This is a genomic window from Actinosynnema sp. NPDC002837 (assembly GCF_040295345.1).
Classification (GTDB): Bacteria; Actinomycetota; Actinomycetes; order Mycobacteriales; family Pseudonocardiaceae; genus Actinosynnema.
Window position 1 is genome coordinate 1 of sequence record NZ_JBEOVG010000136.1, and the last position, 18014, is coordinate 18014.

Below are 18014 nucleotides of genomic sequence, written 5' to 3' on the forward strand. Positions count from 1 at the left end.
TTTCATTAACACAATCTCCCCCAACCCCCCGCTATTCCTTTCGGCCCGCGGCCCGGGTTCTGTTACCGACTCCCCGCGGGCGCCGCCCCGGGGCGGGCGCCGTCGGCCGCGGGTCAGTCCGACGCCAGGATCGGTTGGGCCACGGCGAACGCGCGGTTCGCGGCCGGGACGCCCGCGTAGACGCCCACCTGCAGCAGCACTTCCTTGATCTCCTCCGCCGTCACGCCGTTGCGCAACGCCGCGCGCACGTGCATCGCCAGCTCGTGCTCGTGCCCCAGCGCGGCCAGCACCGCCAGCGTGACGCAGGACCGCGCCCGCCGGTCCAGGCCCGGCCGGGTCCACACCTCGCCCCACGCGTAGCGGGTGATGAAGTCCTGGAAATCCGCGGTGAACGCGTCGGTGTTCGCGACCGCCCGGTCGACGTGCTCGTCGCCGAGCACCTCCCGCCGCACGCGCATGCCCTCGTCGAAGCTCACAGGTGCGCCTCCAGGATCGCCGACACCTCGTCGGCCGCCTCCACGTTCGCCAGGTGCGCCCCGGGCACGACGTGGAACGACGCGCCCGGCACCGAGTCGGCGATGAAACGACCCCAGTCCGGTGGCGTGGCCTCGTCGTCCGCACCCGCGACGACCACCGTCGGCGCCTCGATCACCGGCAGCACGGACCGCAGGTCCATCGCCGCCAACGCCTCGCAGCACGCCGCGTACCCCTCGTCGTCCACTTCGGACAGACCGGCCTCGAACGCGGCCACCACCTCGGGCGAGCGGGAGCGGAACGCCGGGGTGAACCAGCGACCGGCGGCCGCGGCCGCGATCGAGCCGGTGCCCGACGACCGCACGGCCGCCGCGCGGTCCAACCACGGTCGCGCGCACGGGAACCCGGCCGCCGTGCAGCACAGCACCAGCCGCTCGATCCGCTCCGGCGCGTGCCCGGCCAGCCACATGCCGACCATGCCGCCCATCGACACGCCGCAGTACGACACCTTGGCCAGCCCCAGCGCGTCCAGCAGCTCCAGCACGTCGTCGGCGAGGTCGTCGATCCGGTACGGGCCGGGCCCCGCCGGGGAACCACCGTGGCCCCGGTGGTCGTAGCGCAGCACCCGGAACCGCCGGTGCAGCACGGGCAGCTGCCGGTCCCACAACGCGGTCGTGGTGCCCAGCGAGTTGCCCAGGACGAGGACCGGCGCGTCCGGCGGCCCGCTCAACTCGTAGTGCGGCTTCACGGCCGGCTCCTCCCCCGGTGCGCCGCGAGGGCGCGGTCGGTGAACTCGCCCGCGGCGCCGGTGTACCCGGCCGGGTCGAGCGCGTCGTCTATCTCCTTCTCCGACAAGCCGATCCGCAGGTCGGCCAGCAGCGCGTCGCGCAGCGAAAGCCCGGCCGCCACCGCGGTCCGGCACACCTCGGCGACCAGCTCCTGCGCCTCCGACCGGCCGATCCGCCTCGCCAGCCGCACGGCCACGTTCTCGGCCATCAGCAGCCCGCCGGTCAGGTCCAGGTTGCGGCGCATCCGCTCCGGATCGACCCGCAACCGCGACAGCAGCTCACGGGTGCCGCGCACCGCGCCGCCGACCAGCCGCAGCAGCTCGGTGACGGTCTGCCACTCGCTGTGCCACGCGCCGGCCGCGCGTTCGTGCTCCTGCGCCATCGCCGACAGCACCGTGGCCACCAGCCCCGGCACGCGGCGGGTGCACGCGGTCACCAGCACCGCGCGCACCGGGTTGTGCTTGTGCGGCATCGCCGACGACGTGCCGCCGTCGGCCTCGGCCACCTCGGCGACCTCGGTCTGCGCCAGCAGCACCACGTCCTGCGCGATCTTGGCCAGCACCCCGGACGCCTCGCCGAGCGCACCGGCCAGCTCGGCCACCCTGGTCCGGTTGGTGTGCCACGGGATCAGCGGCGCGGTCAGGCCGAGCTGGGCGGCCAGCTGCGCGGTCAGGTCGCCGCCCGGGCCGACCGCGGCCAGCGTGCCCGCCGCGCCGCCGAACTGCACGGCCAGCCGCTGCGTGCGCACGCGGGTCAGGGCGGTCTCGGCCTCGTCCACCGCGACCAGCCAGCCCGCGCACTTGAGCCCGAACGTGGTCGGCAGGGCGTGCTGGGTCAGCGTGCGGCCGGCGATCAGGGTGTCCCGGTGCCGTCGCGCGAGCCGTTCGCACTCGGCGGCCACGCCGCGCAGCCCTTCCAGGATCGGCCCGAGCGCGCGGAACGCGACCAGCGACAACGCCGTGTCGAGCACGTCCTGGCTGGTGGCGCCGTTGTGCACGGCCGCACGCCCCTCGGGGGTGACGTGCGCGCCGATCGCCCGGACCAGCGGCACGACGGGCGTGCCCGACGTGAGGGCGCCCTCGCCGAGGGCGACCGGGTCGTAGTGGCCGACGTCGATGGCCGTGACGACCATCCGGGCGGCCTCCTCGGACACGATGCCCGCCCTGGCCTGCACGATCGCCAGCGCGCGCTCGAAGTCCAGCATGGCGCGCAGCCACGCCCGGTCGCAGGTCTCGTCGTCCACGTCCGGGTCGGTGAACAGCGTGCCCCAGAGCGAGCGCGTGCCCGGTTCGCGCGGCCCGGACGACCGGCCGCCGTGCTCAGAGGTCGAAGAAGACGGTTTCATGCTCCCCTTGCAGGTGGATGTCGAAGCGGTAGCCAGGTGGCTCCGTCTCGGCGATGAGCGTGGGCCGCCTGGCCGGGTCGATCGAGGTGAGCACCGGGTCGTCGGCGTTGGCCTCCTCGTCGGGGAAGTAGATCCGGGTGACCAGTCGCACCAGCATGCCCCGGCAGAACACCGACACGTCGAGGTGGGGTGCCTGCACGCCGTCCGCCGCCGCACCGCCGCCGGTCGCGGGCAGCGGGCCGGGCTTGACGGTCAGCAGCGAGTACCGCCCCTCGGGGTCCGTGGCGCTGCGGCCGAAGCCGCGGAAATCCTTCCAGCGCACCGCGCCGCGCGGGTCGTCGGGGTGGTCGAACCGGCCCTCGGGGTCGGCCTGCCAGGTCTCGACCACCGCATCGGGCACCGGCACGCCCGCGCCGTCGTACACCGTCCCGGCGATCCGGAACGCGCCCGGCGTGCCCTCGGGCACCACGTACGGGCCGTCGGGCCACACCAGGCCGAACGAGAAGAACGGGCCGACGGTCTGCGACGGGGTCGTCCGGAGCTCACTCATCGTCGTCCTCCTCGTCCAGCGGCGTGGGGTTCTTGCCGCGCAGCACGATGTCCCACCGGTAGCCGAGCGCCCACTCGGGCACGGTGGTGTCCAGGTCGAACCGGGCCACCATCGCCTCGCGGGCCTTCGGGTCGCGGACCGAGTTGAAGATCGGGTCGTGGGCGCACAGCGGGTCGCCCGGGAAGTACATCTGGGTGATCAGCCGCTGGGTGAACGCGGTGCCGAACAGCGAGAAGTGGATGTGCGCGGGCCGCCAGGCGTTGTCGTGGTTGCGCCACGGGTACGCGCCCGGCTGGATGGTGGTGAACGAGTACCGGCCCTCGGCGTCGGTGACGACGCGGCCGACGCCGGTGAAGTTCGGGTCCAGCGGCGCGGGGTGCCGGTCGGCGTCGTGCCGGTACCGGCCGCCCGCGTTGGCCTGCCACACCTCCAGCAGGGTGCCCGCGACCGGCCGGCCGTCGCCGTCGAGCACGCGGCCGGCGACGATGATGCGCTGGCCCTGCGGCTCGCCGTCGTGGCCGAGGGTCAGGTCGTTGTCGTGCGGACCGACGCGGCCCTCGCCGAGCAGCGGCCCGGTGATCTCGCCGAGCCGCTGCGGCAGCAGCTCGAACGGCCGGTGCGGCGCCCGCAGCACGTTGGACCGGTACTCGGGGAAGGCCACCGGCGGGTGTGACGGCGTGTCCGGCCGGTAGGTGTGCGGCAGGTGGGTCGGCACCGGGTTCTCCTGTTCGTCGTGCCGAGGGGTGGTCTAGCGGGTCAGCTCGCGGAGCACGGCGAGCTCGCGGTCGGTGGGTGGTTCGCCGCGGTCCAGCTCGTCGGCGACCTTGAGGTCCCACCCGGTGCGCTCGCGCGCGGTCGCCAGGTCGACGCCGGGGTGCAACGAGGTCAGCACCAGCTCGCAGGTGCGCGGGTCGGGCCGCAGCACGCCGAGGTCGGTGATCACCAGTCGCGGCCCGGCGCCGGTCAGACCGAGCTCCTCGCGCCCGCCCGGCCCGGAGCCGAAGCCGAACGAGGTGACGAAGTCGACCCGCTCCACGAACGCGCGTTCGGTCTGCCGCACCACCACGACCACCTCGCGGCACGACGCGGCGATCTCCGGGGCGCCGCCCGCGCCGGGCAGCCGCACGCCGGGGTTGCGGTAGTCGCCGCCGATCACGGTCGTGTTGATGTTGCCGAACCGGTCCAGCTGGGCCGCGCCGAGGAAGCCGACGTCGATCCGGCCCGGTTGCAGCCAGTAGTTGAAGATCTCCGGCACGCCGACCACGCTGACCGCGGTGTCGGCCAGCACGCCGTCGCCGATCGACAGCGGCAGCCGGTCCGGCTTCGCGCCGATCGTGCCGGACTCGTAGACCAGCACGAGGTCCGGCGCGTGCGTGCGGCGGGCCAGGTTGGCCGCGGTGCTGGGCAGGCCGATGCCGACGAAGCACACCGCTCCGTCGCGCAGCGCCCGCGCCGCCGCGACCGTCATCATCTCGTCGGGCGTGTACCGCGCGCTCACGCGACGCTCTCCAACCACTGCGCGAACCGGTCCCGGTCGCGGCTGATCTCGTCCCACGCCACGTAGAAGTCGTTGTCCCGCACCGAGTAGTCGTGCGCGTAGGACGGGTGCGCGCCGCCCGGCGCCTCGGCGACGTAGTCCACCACCCAGGACGGCAGCACCACCGCGCCCGGCCGTGGCTCCAGCTCGTCCACGACCTCCTCGACGGTGACGAGCGAGCGGGTCGCGGCCAGCACCGCCTCCTTCTGCACGCCCGTGATGCCCCAGAGCTGCACGTTGCCGTGCCGGTCGGCGCGTTGGGCGTGCACGACGGCGGCGTCCAGCCGGAGCGCGGCGACCGCGGTCAGCACCTCCCCGGTGAACGGGCACGTCACCGAGGCGATGTTGGCGGTCTGGGCGGGCAGGTCGGTGCCGGTGTAGCCGCGCAGCACGGCGAACGGCAGCCCGGACGCCGCGGCGACGTACCGGTTGGCCATGCCCGCGTGGCTGTGCTCCTCAAGCTCCAGCGGTCGCGGCCAGCCGTGCTGCACGGCGTCGCGGAACCGGTGCAGCGAGCCGACGCCGGGGTTGCCGCCCCACGAGAACACCAGCTTGCGCGCGCAGCCCGCGCCGATGAGCTGGTCGTAGAGCACGTCGGGCGTCATCCGGACCAGGGTCAGGTCGCGCCTGCCCTGCCGGATCACCTCGTGCCCGGCGGCGAACGGGATCAAGTGCGTGAACCCCTCGAAAGCCACGGTGTCGCCGTCGCGCACGACCTGCGCGACGGCCTCCGCGAGGGGTGCGATGGTGGCCAATCCGACCTCCGGGGCGCGCGGCCGGAACCGGCGGTTGTCGTGCGGCTGACGTGGGCGAACGCTAGGGAGCGCGCCGGCGGCGGGTCAACGGGATCTTCCACTCACCGGAAGCCCCGACCCCCTACCTTCTGAACCGGACGTGCCCGCGGGCCGAACTGCCTCATGTCAGCTCGCGCATCCGATGAAGGGATCGAGCATGTCCACACCGCTCACCGGCCGCCGCGCCGCCAAGGCGGTCGCGCTGGCCGCGGTCGGCGCCACGGCCCTGGCCACCGGTCTGCTCGGCGCGTCCGGTGCGGCCGCGTCGAGCCACCGCGAGGCGCCGCTGATCGCGGGCGACCCGGCGGTCGACAACACCGACGTCTACGCGTTCGTCAGCCCCGACCACCCGGACACCGTGACGCTGATCGCGAACTTCTCCCCGTTCCAGGAGCCGAACGGCGGCCCGAACTTCTACCCCTTCGCGACCGACGCGCGCTACGACCTGAACGTCGACAACGACGGCGACGCCCGGGCCGACCTCACCTACCGCTTCACGTTCCAGAACGACGACCGGCGCGGCAAGTCGACGTTCCTGTACAACAACGGCGCCGTGACGTCGTTGGACGACGAGAACCTGCTGTTCCGGCAGACCTACGCGCTGGAGCTGGTGGACCGGCGGGGCGCGTCCACGAAGCTGGTGAGCAAGGGCAGGGTCGCGCCGTCCAACACCGGGCCGAAGTCGATGCCCGACTACCGCGCGTTGCGCGACCAGGCCATCACGCCGATCCAGGGCGGCGCGAAGGCCTACGTCGGGCAGGCGGACGACTCGTTCTTCCTCGACCTGCGGGTGTTCGACCTGCTCTACGGCGGCGACCTGTCCGAGGTCGGGCAGGACACGCTGCGCGGTTTCAACGCCAACACCATCGCGTTGCAGGTGCCGAAGGCGTGGCTGGCGTTGAAGGGCGACGCGAAGCGCAACCCGGTGATCGGGGTGTGGGGCGACACCGAGCGCCGCTCGATGGAGCTCAGCCCCGGCCGCTACCGGGCGCACGGCGACTGGGTGCAGGTGTCCCGGCTGGGCAACCCGCTGGTCAACGAGGTGGTGGTGCCCGCGGGGCTGAAGGACAGGTTCAACTCGCTGACACCGGACCAGGACGGCAGGGTCGAGGAGCTCGTGGACCGGGTGGCGAACCCGGAACTGCCCGCGCTCGTGGAGGCGATCTACCGGGTCCCCGCGCCGAAGGGCCGCCGCGACGACCTGGTGGAGATCTTCCTGACCGGCATCACCACCGAGCTCGGCGGTCCGATCAAGGCCGACCTGAACTCGCAGGTCCTGAACGCCGACGTGGACGAGCGCGAGTTCGTGCCGTCCGAGCAGCTGCGGCTGAACATGGCGGTCCCGCCGGCGGCCGAGCCGAACCGCCTCGGCGTGCTCGTCAAGGACAACCAGGGCTTCCCCAACGGGCGCAGGCTGTCCGACGACGTGCTGGACATCGGGTTGCAGGCGCTGGAGGGCGCGGCGGTGAACGGCGTGGTCGAGGCACTGGCCGCCGGCGACAAGGTGGACGCGAACGAGAACGCGTTCGAGAAGCGGTTCCCGTACGTGGCCCTGCCGAACAACACCGCGGTCAACGCGGGCGGCACGGAGGTCGCGATCAAGCCGACCGCGGGCGGCGGCGTCCCGACCGCGCCCCTGTTGAGCGGGCTGCTCGCCATCCTGCTGATCGGCGCCGGGGCCTGGGTCCTGCGCCACCGCGTCCAGCAGGACCCCCCGACCGAGTAGTCCCCGTCCTGGGAGAACGCCATGCTCCGGCTCGTCGCCGTCACCGCCGTCGTCGGCGGGATCGCCCTGCTCATCACGACCGTGACCTCCTTGTCCACTTCGGACGCTCCGGCGCCGGCCGGCGCGGTGGCGGAGGTCGCCGCGCACCGGACCGTCTCGGCGTTGCAGGACAAGCTGCGCCGCACGCCGTCGGACGCGGGCGCGTGGGCCGCGTTGGGCTCGGCGTACGTCGAGCAGGCGCGGATCACCGGCGACCCGTCGTACTACGAGAAGGCGCGGGGCGCGCTGGACACGTCGTTGCGGCACCAGCCGGAGGGCAACGGGTTCGCGTCGATCGGGCTGGGCGCGCTGGCGAACGCGCGGCACGACTTCGCGGCGGCCCGCGACCACGCGTCACGGGCGCAGGCGGTGCTGCCGGACACCGCGGAGGTGTACGGGGTGCTGGCCGACGCGTTGACGCAGCTCGGGATGCCGGCCGAGGCCACCGCCGCGGTGCAGCGGATGCTGGACCTGGAGCCCGGCGTCCCGTCGTTCACGCGGGCCGCCTACGACCTGGAGCAACGCGGGGATGTGCCGGGCGCGCGCGAGGCGCTGGAGCGGGCGTTGGCCGCGGCGGGCGCCGCGCCGGACGTGGTGTTCTGCCGCTACCACCTGGGTGAGCTGGCGTTCGACAACGGTGACCTGGACGAGGCGCTGTCGCAGTACTCGCAAGGGCTGGTGGTGGACCCGCGCGACGTGATGTCGTCGCAGGGCAAGGCGAAGGTCCTGTTCGCGCGCGGTTCGGTGGACGAGGCGCTGCGGCTGTACTCGGAACTGGTGCAGCGCGCGCCGTTGCCGCAGCTCGTGCACGAGCACGCCACCATGCTGCGTGCGGCGGGACGTGACCCCGCGCCGCAGTTCGCCGTGCTGGAACGGCAGTTCGCCCTGGCGCCGGACGACCTGGCGGCGTCCGCGGTGGCGGCGGACCGGGGTGACGCGGTGTCGGCGTTGCGGCTGGCGGAGGCCGAGTGGGGACGGCGGCAGCACGTGCTGGTGGCCGACGCGCTGGCGTGGGCGCTGCACCTGAACGGTCGGCACGAGGAGGCGTTGGCGTTCGCCGACCGCGCGGTCTCGACCGGGTGGCACAACGCCGGGTTCCTGTACCACCGGGGCATGATCCTGGCCGCGCTGGGACGTGGTGACGAGGCGGCGGGGGTGTTGGACGAGGCGTTGCGGATCAACCCGCACTTCTCGTTCGTGGACGCGCCGCGGGCGCGGGCGGCGCTGGACGGTCTGCGGTGAAGGTGCTCGGCCTGGTGTTGCTGGGGTTGCTGCTGTTCCCGGCGCAGGCGGGCGCTCACCCGTTGGGCAACTTCACGGTCAACCACTACCACGGGATCACCGTGCACCCGGATCGCGTGACCGTGCGCGCGGTGGTGGACACCGCCGAGATCCCCACGGTGCAGGAGCGGCCGGCGGAGGTGGTCGGCTACGCGGCACGCGAGTGCGCCGCCCTGTCGCGGGCCACGTCGGTGGAGGTGGACGGCCGGGCCGTGCCGGTCGAGGTGCGGTCGAGCGCGGTCGAGTTCCCGCCCGGTGACGCGGGGCTGCCGACCACCCGGCTGACCTGCGTGGTGGAGGCCGGCGCGTCGGGGGCGACGGTGGCGGTGCGGGCCGGGTACCGGGACGACCGCGTCGGCTGGCGGGAGATGACGGCGGTGGGCGACGGCGTGGCGCTGCTCGACCCGCCGGTGCCGGCGGTGAGCGTGACGGGTGAGTTGCGCGAGTACCCGGACGACCTGCTGGCGGACCCGGTGGACGTGCGTTCGGTGGTGTTGCGGGTCGGGGCGGGGTCGTCCGCGCCGGTGGTCGGCACGGCGGTGGGTGGGCCGTCGTGGGTGGGCGCGGCCACGCGGGCGTTCACGTCGTTCGCCGGCGTTCGGGACCCGACGCCGTGGGTCGGGGTGTTGGCGGTGCTGTTGTCGCTGGTCCTGGGCGCGGGGCACGCGGCGTTGCCGGGGCACGGGAAGACCGTGATCGCGGCGTACCTGGCCGGGCGGGCGGGCACGCCGCGTGACGCCCTGGTGGTGGGTGCGGCGGTGACGGTGACGCACACGGCCGGGGTGTTGGTGGTGGGGTTGCTGATCAGCGCGACCAGTGCGGTGGCGGGTGACGCGGTGCTGCGGTGGTTGGGGGTGGTGAGCGGCCTGCTGGTGGCGGTGATCGGTGTCGGGCTGCTGCGCACGTCGCTGAGGGAACGCCGGTCCGCGCTCGTCGGTCACGGGCACGGGCACGGTCACGGGCACGGGCACGGGCATGGGCATGGGCATCGTGTCGGGCGGAGCGGTCTGGTCGGCATGGGCGTGGCGGGTGGTCTGGTGCCGAGCCCGTCCGCGCTGGTCGTGCTGCTCGGCGCGGTGGCGCTGGGCCGGACCTGGTTCGGCGTGCTGCTCGTCCTCGGCTACGGCCTCGGCCTGGCCGTCACGCTGACCGCCGTCGGCCTCGTCCTGGTCCGCCTGCGGGACCGCCTGGCCGCCGTCGAACGCCTGCGCGACCGCTTCACCGCCCTGCCCGTGATCACCGCGGCCCTCGTGCTGACCGTCGGCCTGGGACTCGCCTTGCGGGCGGCCTCGGGGCTGTGGGTATCTTGCGCACTGTGACGACGCCGGTGGTACGCGTGACCGAGTGGTCGGGGAAGTCCTGGGACGAGCCGTCCGAGGCCGACCTGCACGACCTCCTCGCCGACCTGGACCTGACCCAGCGACACCTGACCGTGCACCGGCTCGACCTGGAGCCGGCCGGGCAGCACTACCTGCGGGTGCACCTGAACGACGACCTCAGCCACCTCGTGGAGCACCACGCGGGCGGCCCGGACCGCCAGTTCCGGGCGCAGGTGCCCCGGCAGCCCGACGTGATCGGGGTCGGCCCCGTCGCGGCGGTGCTCGCGGACTGGGCGTTCGGCCGAGAGGGGTGGCGCGAGGCCCTGCACTGGGTGCCGCTGTCGCTGGATCAGTCCGGCAGGTCCTGACGGCGCGCCGGGTACGACGGCCACGGGCCGAGCTCCGGCAGCGGCGCGGCGGAGGTGGGCGGCTCGTCGGGCTCGCGGCCGGCGAGCCAGGCGGCGAGGTCGCGCACCCCGCCGACGACCTCCGTGCCCGTGCCCCACGTCCTCGGCACGTCGGTCGCCCGCAGGGACACGCCGGCGGGCAACCGCGCTCGCAGCACGCCGATGGTGTGCACGGCGAAGTCCGCGCTCCACTCGGCGGGCCGGACGCCGAGGTCGAGGTCCAGCAGGTGGATCCACACCTCGCGCCAGCGCGTGAACACCGGCGGGACCTGGTCGGCCTCGTCGGGGTCGACCGGCTCCGACCAGTCGGCGACGCCCGCCCACGCCCGTTCCAGGCGTTCGGACTGCTCCGCGGTCGCGGCCCGGTGCTCAGCCGCCCCGCGGTGCGCGGTGGCCTCGATGATCGCGTCCCGTTCGCCGGGCTCCCACATCGCCACCCGGTCGCCGCGCGACCAGTGCTCGACCACCCGGCTGCGGGCGCGGGCCGCGTCGGCGAGGTGGGCCAGCACGTGCCCCCGCGTCCAGCCCGGCAGCCGCGACGGCGCCGCGACCTGCGCGTCGGTCAGGTCGGCGATCGCGTCGAGCAGCCGGCGGTGCGCTCGCGCGACCTCGGCGAGAGGTGGCTCCACAGCACCCGATCCTAGGGACCGGGGACGTCGGGTGCGCCGTCCCGCGGGCAGGTTGCTGCCATCGCGGCACCGGCGCGGGTGATCGAACTTTACGGTGGCCCGGTGGTTGATTCCCTGTGGTGGCGCGGCGTTGCCGGGGTGCTCGCGCTCGTGCTGACGAGTGCCTGCGGCGGCACCTCGGTGCCCGGCACGCCGCGAGCGGCGGCGCCGGTGGTGACCACGACCTCCGCCGAGCCACCGCCGAAGCGGGTGGGTTCCCACGGACCCGGCGACTGCCTGGCCATCGTGGACAACGCCTTCCAGCCCGTCGGCTGCGAGCGGGAGCACCAGGCGGAGGTGGCGCTGTCCGACCACCTGCCGACCGGGTTCCCGGCCGGCTACCCACCGGTCGGCACGACGATCTCGCCCACGTGCCGCGACGCGATGGCCGCGTACCTGGGCGGTCCGGACGCCGAGGCCACGCGGCTGGAACACCGGGTCCTGTGGCCGACGCCGGAGCAGTGGGCCGCCGGTGAGCGGTGGTTCGCCTGCGCGATGCTGGAACGCGGGCCGGACAACAAGGCGGCGACGCGGACCGGGAGCGTCAAGGGCGCGCTCGCCGCGGGTCTCGGCGCGCTGCGGCGGTGCTACGCCGGCGAGCCGCTGGACGAGCCGACGCGGGTCGTGCCCTGCGACCAGCCGCACCGCAGCGAAGCCGTGCCCGGGGTCGTCCGGCTGGGGTCCCACACCGATCCCGCGCCGGGCTACGGGACGATGATGGAGCTGTCGATGGACCGCTGCATCCGCGCGGTCGAGGCGTACCTGGGCGGGTCACGGCCGGGCGTCACGGCGAGGTCGGTCATGCCGGCCCAGGAGTACTGGCCCTCCGGCGCCACGACCGCGGTCTGCTACGCCATCAGCACCGAGCCGGTGACCGGCACGCTCGGCGCCCGCTAGCCGCTGCCTCAGGACGCCGCTTGCAGCACCAACAGGGTCAGGTCGTCGTGCTCCGCCTGCCCCAGCCAGTCGAACACGACGCGCCGCAGGTGGTCCGACACCGCCTCGGCCGACAGGCCGGCGCAGTCCGCCAGCGCCGCCTTCAGCCGCACGTCGCCGAACAGCTCCTGCCGGTCGTCGTGCTTGCGCGCCTCGGTCAACCCGTCGCTGTAGAGCAGCAACGTCTCCCCCGACCCGAGGGCGACGGTCGTCTGGTTGAACCGCACCTCCGGCAGCACGCCGACGATCCCGCCGTGCACGGCGACCTCGTCCACCCGACCGTCGGCCCGCAGCACGAGCGGCGCGGGGTGGCCGCCGGCGGCCAGGGTCAGCCGCAGGCCGCCGGTCTGGACCGGCATCATCGTGCCGACGACGAGCGTGGTGAACAGGCGGCTGCCCGCGGCCCGCAGAGCCGCGTTGAGCAGGTACAGCAGCTGCGCGGGCCGCTGCTCGACCACGAGCAGGGTGTGCAGGCTGCGCCGCACCCGGCTGCTGTGCACGGCGGCCTCCAACCCGTTGCCCGCGACGTCGCCGAGCACGAACGCCGCGCTGCCGTCCTCACGGGGGTGGACGTCGTAGAAGTCGCCGCCGACCAGGACCCGCCGGTGCGCAGGCTCGTAGACGCCGGCCAGGTGGACGCCCGGGACCTCCGGCAGGGGCAGGGGCAGCAGGTCGGCCTTCAGCGCCTCCACGGTCTGCTGCTGCTCGCTGAACCGGGTGCTCGCCTCGACCGACGCGGCGGCCCGCGCCGCGTACCGCTTGAGCAGGTCGACGTGCCACGTGCCGCCGAAGCAGACCAGCGCGCCGCCCTCGGTCAGCGGCACGGCCACGCCGACACCGGACGCGCCCCACGGGCCCTCGCCCAGCTCGGCCAGCTCGGCGTGGTCGACCCGCCGTTCCAGCACGGCGGTGAGGCCGGGCGCGGTGCCGGCGACCTGGCGGGTGGTGCGGGCCACGGCCACGTCGCCGGCGGGCGTGCGCCGCCACCATTCGAGACGGCCGCGGACGCCGGGCAGCACCACGACGGCGTGCTCGGCGGGCGCGAGCTCGACCACGGCGCGCAGCGTCGCCGCACGCTCCGTGAGCGAGGTCATCCGGCGGGCGGCGTCGTCGAGGAAGTCGTCCACGCCCCGGTACAAGGCGACCCAGCCGTCGCCGAGGTCCTGCCGCCGGCCGCGACCGGTGCCGCCGTCCGGCAGCATCGAGCCCGTCCGGACCTGCGGGAACAGCGCGGGTGCGAGAGGGTTGGCCAACCGGACGACACCTTCCGGGTCCAGCACGACGACGGCCTCGTGGAAGCCGTCGACCACGCGACGCCACGCGTCGAGGTCGAGGCCCGTGTCGGCGCCTTGCCGGTAGCCCTGGGCCATCACGGCTCCTGTGTGTCGGGTCGACCCAACCTATCGGACAAGTTGCCTCCAACAGTGGCAGGCTTGGCGCAGTTCCGCTGACATCGGAGGCTCGTGTGACGACCGCCCAGGACGACACGGACGTGACCCTGTCCCGACTGCTGACCGCGATGCGTGAGATGAAGGACGGCAATTTCCGCCGTCGTCTCGTGGTGCCCAAAAGGGGCGGAGACCGCGACGGGGTGACAGCCGAGCTGGCCGAGGTCTTCAACGAGATCGCGGAGCGCAACCAGTGGCTGGTGGGCGAGCTGGTCCGGGTGCGGCAGTCGGTCGGTCAGGAGGGCAGGCTCGGCGAGCGGCTGGCCCCGAGCACCTCGACCGGTGGCTGGGCCACGGCGGCGGACTCGGTGAACGGCCTGATCGACGACCTGACCAGGCCGACCGCCGAGCTGAGCCGCGTGCTCGCCGCGGTCGCCGAGGGCGACCTGTCGCAGGAGATCGTGGTGGACGCGCGCGGCGAGGTCGCGGTGCTGGTGGAGAGCTTCAACTCGATGACGGCCACGCTGCGCACGTTCGCGGGCGAGGTCACGCGGGTGGCGCGCGAGATCGGCACCGACGGGCGGCTCGGCGGCACGGCGGTCGTGCCGGGGGTGGCGGGCACGTGGAAGGACCTGACCGACTCGGTCAACTTCATGTCCGACAACCTGACCAAGCAGGTCCGCGACATCGCGCAGGTGGCGACGGCGGTGGCACAGGGCGACCTGTCGCAGAAGATCACCGTGACGGTGGCGGGCGAGATGCTGGAGTTGAAGGACACCGTCAACACGATGGTGGACCAGCTGTCGTCGTTCGCGGATGAGGTCACGCGTGTGGCGCGCGAGGTCGGCACGGACGGGCGGTTGGGCGGTCAAGCCCAGGTGCCCGGGGTGGCCGGGACCTGGCGCGACCTGACCGACAACGTGAACTTCATGGCGAACAACCTGACCTCGCAGGTGCGGAACATCGCGCAGGTGGCGACGGCGGTGGCGCAGGGCGACCTGTCGCAGAAGATCACGGTCGACGCGCGGGGCGAGATCCTGGAGCTCAAGTCGACCATCAACACGATGGTCGACCAGCTGTCCTCGTTCGCGGATGAAGTGACGCGGGTGGCGCGCGAGGTCGGCACGGACGGACGGCTGGGAGGTCAGGCCCAGGTGCCCGGCGTGGCCGGGACCTGGCGCGACCTCACCGACTCCGTGAACTTCATGGCCGGCAACCTGACCTCCCAGGTCCGCAACATCGCGCAGGTCACGACGGCGGTCGCGCAGGGCGACCTGTCGCAGAAGATCGACGTCGACGCGCGCGGCGAGATCCTGCAGCTCAAGACCACCATCAACACGATGGTCGACCAGCTGTCGTCGTTCGCGGCCGAGGTCACCCGGGTGGCGCGCGAGGTCGGCAGCGACGGGCGGCTGGGCGGTCAAGCCCAGGTGCCGGGCGTGGCGGGCACCTGGCGCGACCTCACCGACTCCGTGAACTTCATGGCCGGCAACCTGACCTCCCAGGTCCGCAACATCGCGCAGGTCGCGACGGCGGTCGCGCGCGGCGACCTCTCGCAGAAGATCACGGTCAACGCGCGCGGCGAGATCCTGGAGCTGAAGGACACCATCAACACGATGGTCGACCAGCTGTCCTCCTTCGCCGACGAAGTCACGCGCGTGGCCCGCGAGGTGGGCACGGACGGACGGTTGGGCGGTCAGGCGCAGGTGCCCGGGGTCGCCGGGACCTGGCGCGACCTCACCGACTCGGTCAACTTCATGGCGAACAACCTCACGGCCCAGGTCCGGTCGATCGCCCAGGTGACGACGGCGGTCGCCGGTGGCGACCTGTCCCAGAAGATCACGGTCGACGCGCGGGGCGAGATCCTGGAGCTGAAGTCGACCATCAACACGATGGTCGACCAGCTGTCCTCGTTCGCGGATGAAGTGACGCGGGTGGCGAGGGAGGTCGGCACGGACGGGCGGTTGGGTGGTCAGGCCAGGGTGCCGGGGGTCGCCGGCACGTGGAAGGACCTCACCGACAACGTCAACGTCATGGCCGACAACCTGTCCACGCAGGTCAGGTCGATCGCGGCGGTGGCGACGGCGGTCGCGGGCGGCGACCTGTCCAAGAAGATCGCGGTCGAGGCCAAGGGCGAGGTCGCGGCGCTGGCGGACACCATCAACGGCATGGTGGACACGCTGCGCGCGTTCGCCGACGAGGTCACCCGCGTGTCGCGCGAGGTCGGCACCGAGGGGATCCTCGGTGGCCAGGCCCGCGTGCCGAACGTGGCGGGCACGTGGAAGGACCTCACCGAGAACGTCAACTTCATGGCGAACAACCTCACGTCGCAGGTGCGCAACATCGCCCAGGTGACGACGGCGGTGGCGTTGGGCGACCTGTCGAAGAAGATCGACGTCGACGCGCGCGGCGAGATCCTGGAGCTGAAGACCACCATCAACACGATGGTCGACCAGCTGTCCTCCTTCGCCCAGGAGGTCACGCGCGTGGCGAGGGAGGTCGGCACCGAGGGCAAGCTCGGCGGCCAGGCCGAGGTGGAAGGCGTCTCGGGCACCTGGAAGCGGCTGACCGAGAACGTCAACGAGCTGGCCGGGAACCTGACCCGGCAGGTCCGCGCGATCGCGGTGGTGGCGACGGCGGTGACGGCGGGCGACCTGACCCGGCAGATCACCGTGGAGGCGTCTGGCGAGGTCGCCGAGCTGAAGGACAACATCAACCGGATGATCGGCAACCTGAGGGTGTCGACCCGGGCCAACCAGGAGCAGGACTGGCTGAAGACGAACCTGGCCAGGCTGTCCGGCCAGATGCAGGGGCACCGCGACCTCAACGCCATGGCGTCGCTGGTGATCAGCGAGCTGACGCCGCTGGTGTCGGCGCAGCACGGCGCGTTCTTCCTGGCGGACCCCGAGTCGAACGCCCTGGACCTGACCGCGTCCTACGGGTACACGCCGCGCGGCGGCCGGCCCACGCGGTTCACGCGCGGCGAGTCGCTGGTCGGGCAGGTCGCGGTGGAGAAGAAGACGGTGCTGGTCACCGACGTGCCGCCGGGGTACATCGAGATCGGCTCCGGGCTCGGCTCGGCGCCGCCCGCGAACCTGGTGATACTGCCGATCGTGTTCCAGGGCGAGACGCTCGGCGTGATCGAGCTGGGGTCGTTCGGCGAGTTCACCGAGGTGCACCTGGACCTGTTGGACCAGCTCAAGGAGAACATCGGCGTCAACCTGAACACGATGCTCGCGAACGCGCGGACCGACACCCTGCTGGTGGAGTCGCAGCGGCTGACCGAGGAGCTGCGGGCCGGTTCGGTCGAGCTGGAGGCGCGGGCGCGGCAGCTGTCGTCGGCGTCGAAGTACAAGTCGGAGTTCATGGCGAACATGTCGCACGAGCTGCGCACGCCGTTGAACAGCCTGCTGATCCTGGCGAAGCTGCTGGCGGACAACCTGGACGGGAACCTGAACCCGAAGCAGGTGGAGTTCGCCAAGACCATCCACTCGTCGGGCACGGACCTGCTGCAGCTGATCGACGACATCCTGGACCTGACCAAGGTCGAGGCCGGGCACATGCAGGTGCAGACGGACCCGGTGCACGTGTCCGACGTCGTCGGGTACGTCGAGGCGATGACCTCGCCGCTGGCCGCGGAGAAGGGGCTGGCGTTCGAGGTCGTGGTGGAGCCGGACGTGCCGCCCACCCTGCACACCGACGAGCACCGGTTGCAGCAGATCCTGCGGAACCTGTTGTCGAACGCGGTGAAGTTCACGCACGACGGCGAGATCAAGCTGCGGATCCGGGTGGTCGAGGGCTCGGTCGCGTTCGACGTGCAGGACACCGGCATCGGCATCCCGTCGGACAAGTTGTCGGTGATCTTCGAGGCGTTCCAGCAGGCGGACGGCACGACGTCGCGGAAGTACGGCGGCACCGGGTTGGGCCTGTCGATCAGCCGGGAGCTGGCGACGTTGCTCGACGGTCGGTTGGACGTGCGGTCCGAGCCGGGCGTCGGGTCGACGTTCACGCTGTACCTGCCGCTGGCGGAGCAGGGCCTGGTGCCGCCGGTCCCGGTGGAGCCGGAGGTCGTGCCGGAGCTGCTGACGCCCGCCGACGACGCCACGCAGGCGCTCATCGCGCCGTCGGAGCTGCCGCCCGCGCCGATGCGGTTCCACGGCGAGAAGGTGTTGATCGTCGACGACGACCTGCGGAACGTGTTCGCGTTGACGAGCGTGCTGGAGCTGCACGGGTTGCAGGTGATCTACGCGGACAACGGGATCACCGGGGTGCGGGCGTTGGAGCAGTACGACGACGTGACGCTGGTGCTGATGGACATCATGATGCCGGAGTTGGACGGGAACGCCACCATGGCCGCGATCCGGGCGATGTCGCGGTACGCCGACCTGCCGGTGATCGCGGTGACGGCCAAGGCGATGAAGGGTGACCGGGAGAAGTCCCTGGCTTCGGGGGCGACCGATTACGTGACCAAGCCGGTGGACACGGAGCACCTGCTGCGCCTGATCGCCTTCTACCTGGGCGTGGACCAGACCGACTGACCCGACGTCGCGCGTGTCCTGAGTTCAGGTCGGGAGTGTCCTGCGTTCAGGTGCGGGAGTTCGGCGTTCGGGGTGGTGCTGTTCGGCTCGATTTGACATGGGGCCCTTACGGGCACCCCAGGCAGGCCAAAGCCGGGCAGGCCTGGCGGGAAGAGCGTCCGCCAAGCCTGCCCGGCTTCGACCAGCCTATGGCACCCGAACCCATGTCAAATCGGGCCTAGGTG

The 18014-nt window shown here is 72.8% G+C and carries 15 protein-coding genes; 6 read left to right on the plus strand and 9 right to left on the minus strand.

Going from position 1 to position 18014, the window contains the following annotated elements; translation table 11 throughout:
• Positions 1-113: 113 nt before the first annotated feature.
• The 7 genes from pcaC to ABTZ99_RS42525 are packed head-to-tail and all read right to left on the minus strand — an operon-like array spanning position 114 to position 5449.
• A complete protein-coding gene (gene pcaC, locus ABTZ99_RS42495) occupies positions 114-476 on the minus strand; it encodes a 4-carboxymuconolactone decarboxylase (protein ID WP_498773280.1) in 363 nt (120 codons plus the stop codon).
• Positions 473-1222 (minus strand): 3-oxoadipate enol-lactonase, encoded by a 750-nt coding sequence (pcaD, locus tag ABTZ99_RS42500; RefSeq protein WP_498773278.1) that lies wholly within the window; start codon positions 1220-1222, stop codon positions 473-475. Before pcaD ends, pcaC begins: the two co-directional genes overlap by 4 nt.
• Positions 1219-2607, minus strand: a complete 1389-nt coding sequence (pcaB, locus tag ABTZ99_RS42505) for a 3-carboxy-cis,cis-muconate cycloisomerase (RefSeq protein ID WP_499618752.1) — start codon at positions 2605-2607, stop codon at positions 1219-1221. Before pcaB ends, pcaD begins: the two co-directional genes overlap by 4 nt.
• On the minus strand, positions 2582-3157 hold the full coding sequence (pcaG, locus tag ABTZ99_RS42510; protein WP_498773274.1) for a protocatechuate 3,4-dioxygenase subunit alpha: 576 nt from the start codon (positions 3155-3157) through the stop codon (positions 2582-2584). The genes pcaB and pcaG overlap by 26 nt, the downstream gene beginning before the upstream one ends.
• Positions 3150-3872, minus strand: a complete 723-nt coding sequence (gene pcaH, locus ABTZ99_RS42515; RefSeq protein ID WP_498773272.1) for a protocatechuate 3,4-dioxygenase subunit beta — start codon at positions 3870-3872, stop codon at positions 3150-3152. Before pcaH ends, pcaG begins: the two co-directional genes overlap by 8 nt.
• Positions 3873-3905: 33 nt before the next feature.
• A complete protein-coding gene (locus ABTZ99_RS42520; protein ID WP_498773464.1) occupies positions 3906-4628 on the minus strand; it encodes a CoA-transferase subunit beta in 723 nt (240 codons plus the stop codon).
• A gap of 23 nt (positions 4629-4651) precedes the next feature.
• Positions 4652-5449 (minus strand): CoA transferase subunit A, encoded by a 798-nt coding sequence (locus ABTZ99_RS42525; protein ID WP_498773270.1) that lies wholly within the window; start codon positions 5447-5449, stop codon positions 4652-4654.
• Between the two features lie 196 nt (positions 5450-5645).
• Between ABTZ99_RS42525 and ABTZ99_RS42530 the strand changes: the two genes are divergently transcribed.
• Genes ABTZ99_RS42530 through ABTZ99_RS42545 form a run of 4 tightly spaced genes read left to right on the plus strand, consistent with a single transcriptional unit; the run spans position 5646 to position 10221 of the window.
• The gene (locus ABTZ99_RS42530) at positions 5646-7214 is read left to right on the plus strand and encodes a DUF4331 domain-containing protein (RefSeq protein ID WP_499618757.1); all 1569 of its coding nucleotides are present in this window, start codon (positions 5646-5648) and stop codon (positions 7212-7214) included.
• A gap of 21 nt (positions 7215-7235) precedes the next feature.
• Positions 7236-8495 carry a tetratricopeptide repeat protein gene (locus tag ABTZ99_RS42535; protein WP_499618758.1) on the plus strand — a complete coding sequence of 420 codons (1260 nt, stop codon included), beginning with the start codon at positions 7236-7238 and terminating at the stop codon, positions 8493-8495.
• The gene (locus ABTZ99_RS42540) at positions 8492-9853 is read left to right on the plus strand and encodes a nickel/cobalt transporter (protein ID WP_499618759.1); all 1362 of its coding nucleotides are present in this window, start codon (positions 8492-8494) and stop codon (positions 9851-9853) included. The genes ABTZ99_RS42535 and ABTZ99_RS42540 overlap by 4 nt, the downstream gene beginning before the upstream one ends.
• Positions 9850-10221 carry a hypothetical protein gene (locus ABTZ99_RS42545; RefSeq protein WP_498773262.1) on the plus strand — a complete coding sequence of 124 codons (372 nt, stop codon included), beginning with the start codon at positions 9850-9852 and terminating at the stop codon, positions 10219-10221. Before ABTZ99_RS42540 ends, ABTZ99_RS42545 begins: the two co-directional genes overlap by 4 nt.
• Here ABTZ99_RS42545 and ABTZ99_RS42550 read toward each other — a convergent pair.
• Positions 10203-10889: a maleylpyruvate isomerase family mycothiol-dependent enzyme gene (locus ABTZ99_RS42550; RefSeq protein ID WP_499618761.1), complete on the minus strand. Its 687-nt coding sequence runs from the start codon at positions 10887-10889 to the stop codon at positions 10203-10205. The two genes, ABTZ99_RS42545 and ABTZ99_RS42550, sit on opposite strands and share 19 nt — an antisense overlap.
• 102 nt (positions 10890-10991) lie before the next feature.
• On the opposite strand from ABTZ99_RS42550, the gene ABTZ99_RS42555 reads away from it, so the two are divergent.
• Entirely contained in the window at positions 10992-11825 is an 834-nt protein-coding gene (locus ABTZ99_RS42555; RefSeq protein ID WP_498773258.1) for a septum formation family protein, read from the plus strand.
• Between the two features lie 8 nt (positions 11826-11833).
• On the opposite strand, the gene ABTZ99_RS42560 is transcribed toward ABTZ99_RS42555, so the two are convergent.
• A complete protein-coding gene (locus tag ABTZ99_RS42560) occupies positions 11834-13234 on the minus strand; it encodes a PP2C family protein-serine/threonine phosphatase (RefSeq protein ID WP_498773256.1) in 1401 nt (466 codons plus the stop codon).
• A gap of 95 nt (positions 13235-13329) precedes the next feature.
• Between ABTZ99_RS42560 and ABTZ99_RS42565 the strand changes: the two genes are divergently transcribed.
• The gene (locus tag ABTZ99_RS42565; RefSeq protein WP_498773254.1) at positions 13330-17790 is read left to right on the plus strand and encodes a hybrid sensor histidine kinase/response regulator; all 4461 of its coding nucleotides are present in this window, start codon (positions 13330-13332) and stop codon (positions 17788-17790) included.
• Positions 17791-18014: the final 224 nt, after the last annotated feature.

Coding starts and splice junctions, on each gene's coding strand:
- ABTZ99_RS42530 (WP_499618757.1), top strand. CDS start 5,646: ATGTCCACACCGCTCACCGGCCGCCGCGCCGCCAAGGCGGTCGCGCTG.
- pcaB (WP_499618752.1), bottom strand. CDS start 2,607: ATGAAACCGTCTTCTTCGACCTCTGAGCACGGCGGCCGGTCGTCCGGG.
- ABTZ99_RS42520 (WP_498773464.1), bottom strand. CDS start 4,628: ATGATGACGGTCGCGGCGGCGCGGGCGCTGCGCGACGGAGCGGTGTGC.
- ABTZ99_RS42560 (WP_498773256.1), bottom strand. CDS start 13,234: ATGGCCCAGGGCTACCGGCAAGGCGCCGACACGGGCCTCGACCTCGAC.
- pcaG (WP_498773274.1), bottom strand. CDS start 3,157: ATGAGTGAGCTCCGGACGACCCCGTCGCAGACCGTCGGCCCGTTCTTC.
- ABTZ99_RS42535 (WP_499618758.1), top strand. CDS start 7,236: ATGCTCCGGCTCGTCGCCGTCACCGCCGTCGTCGGCGGGATCGCCCTG.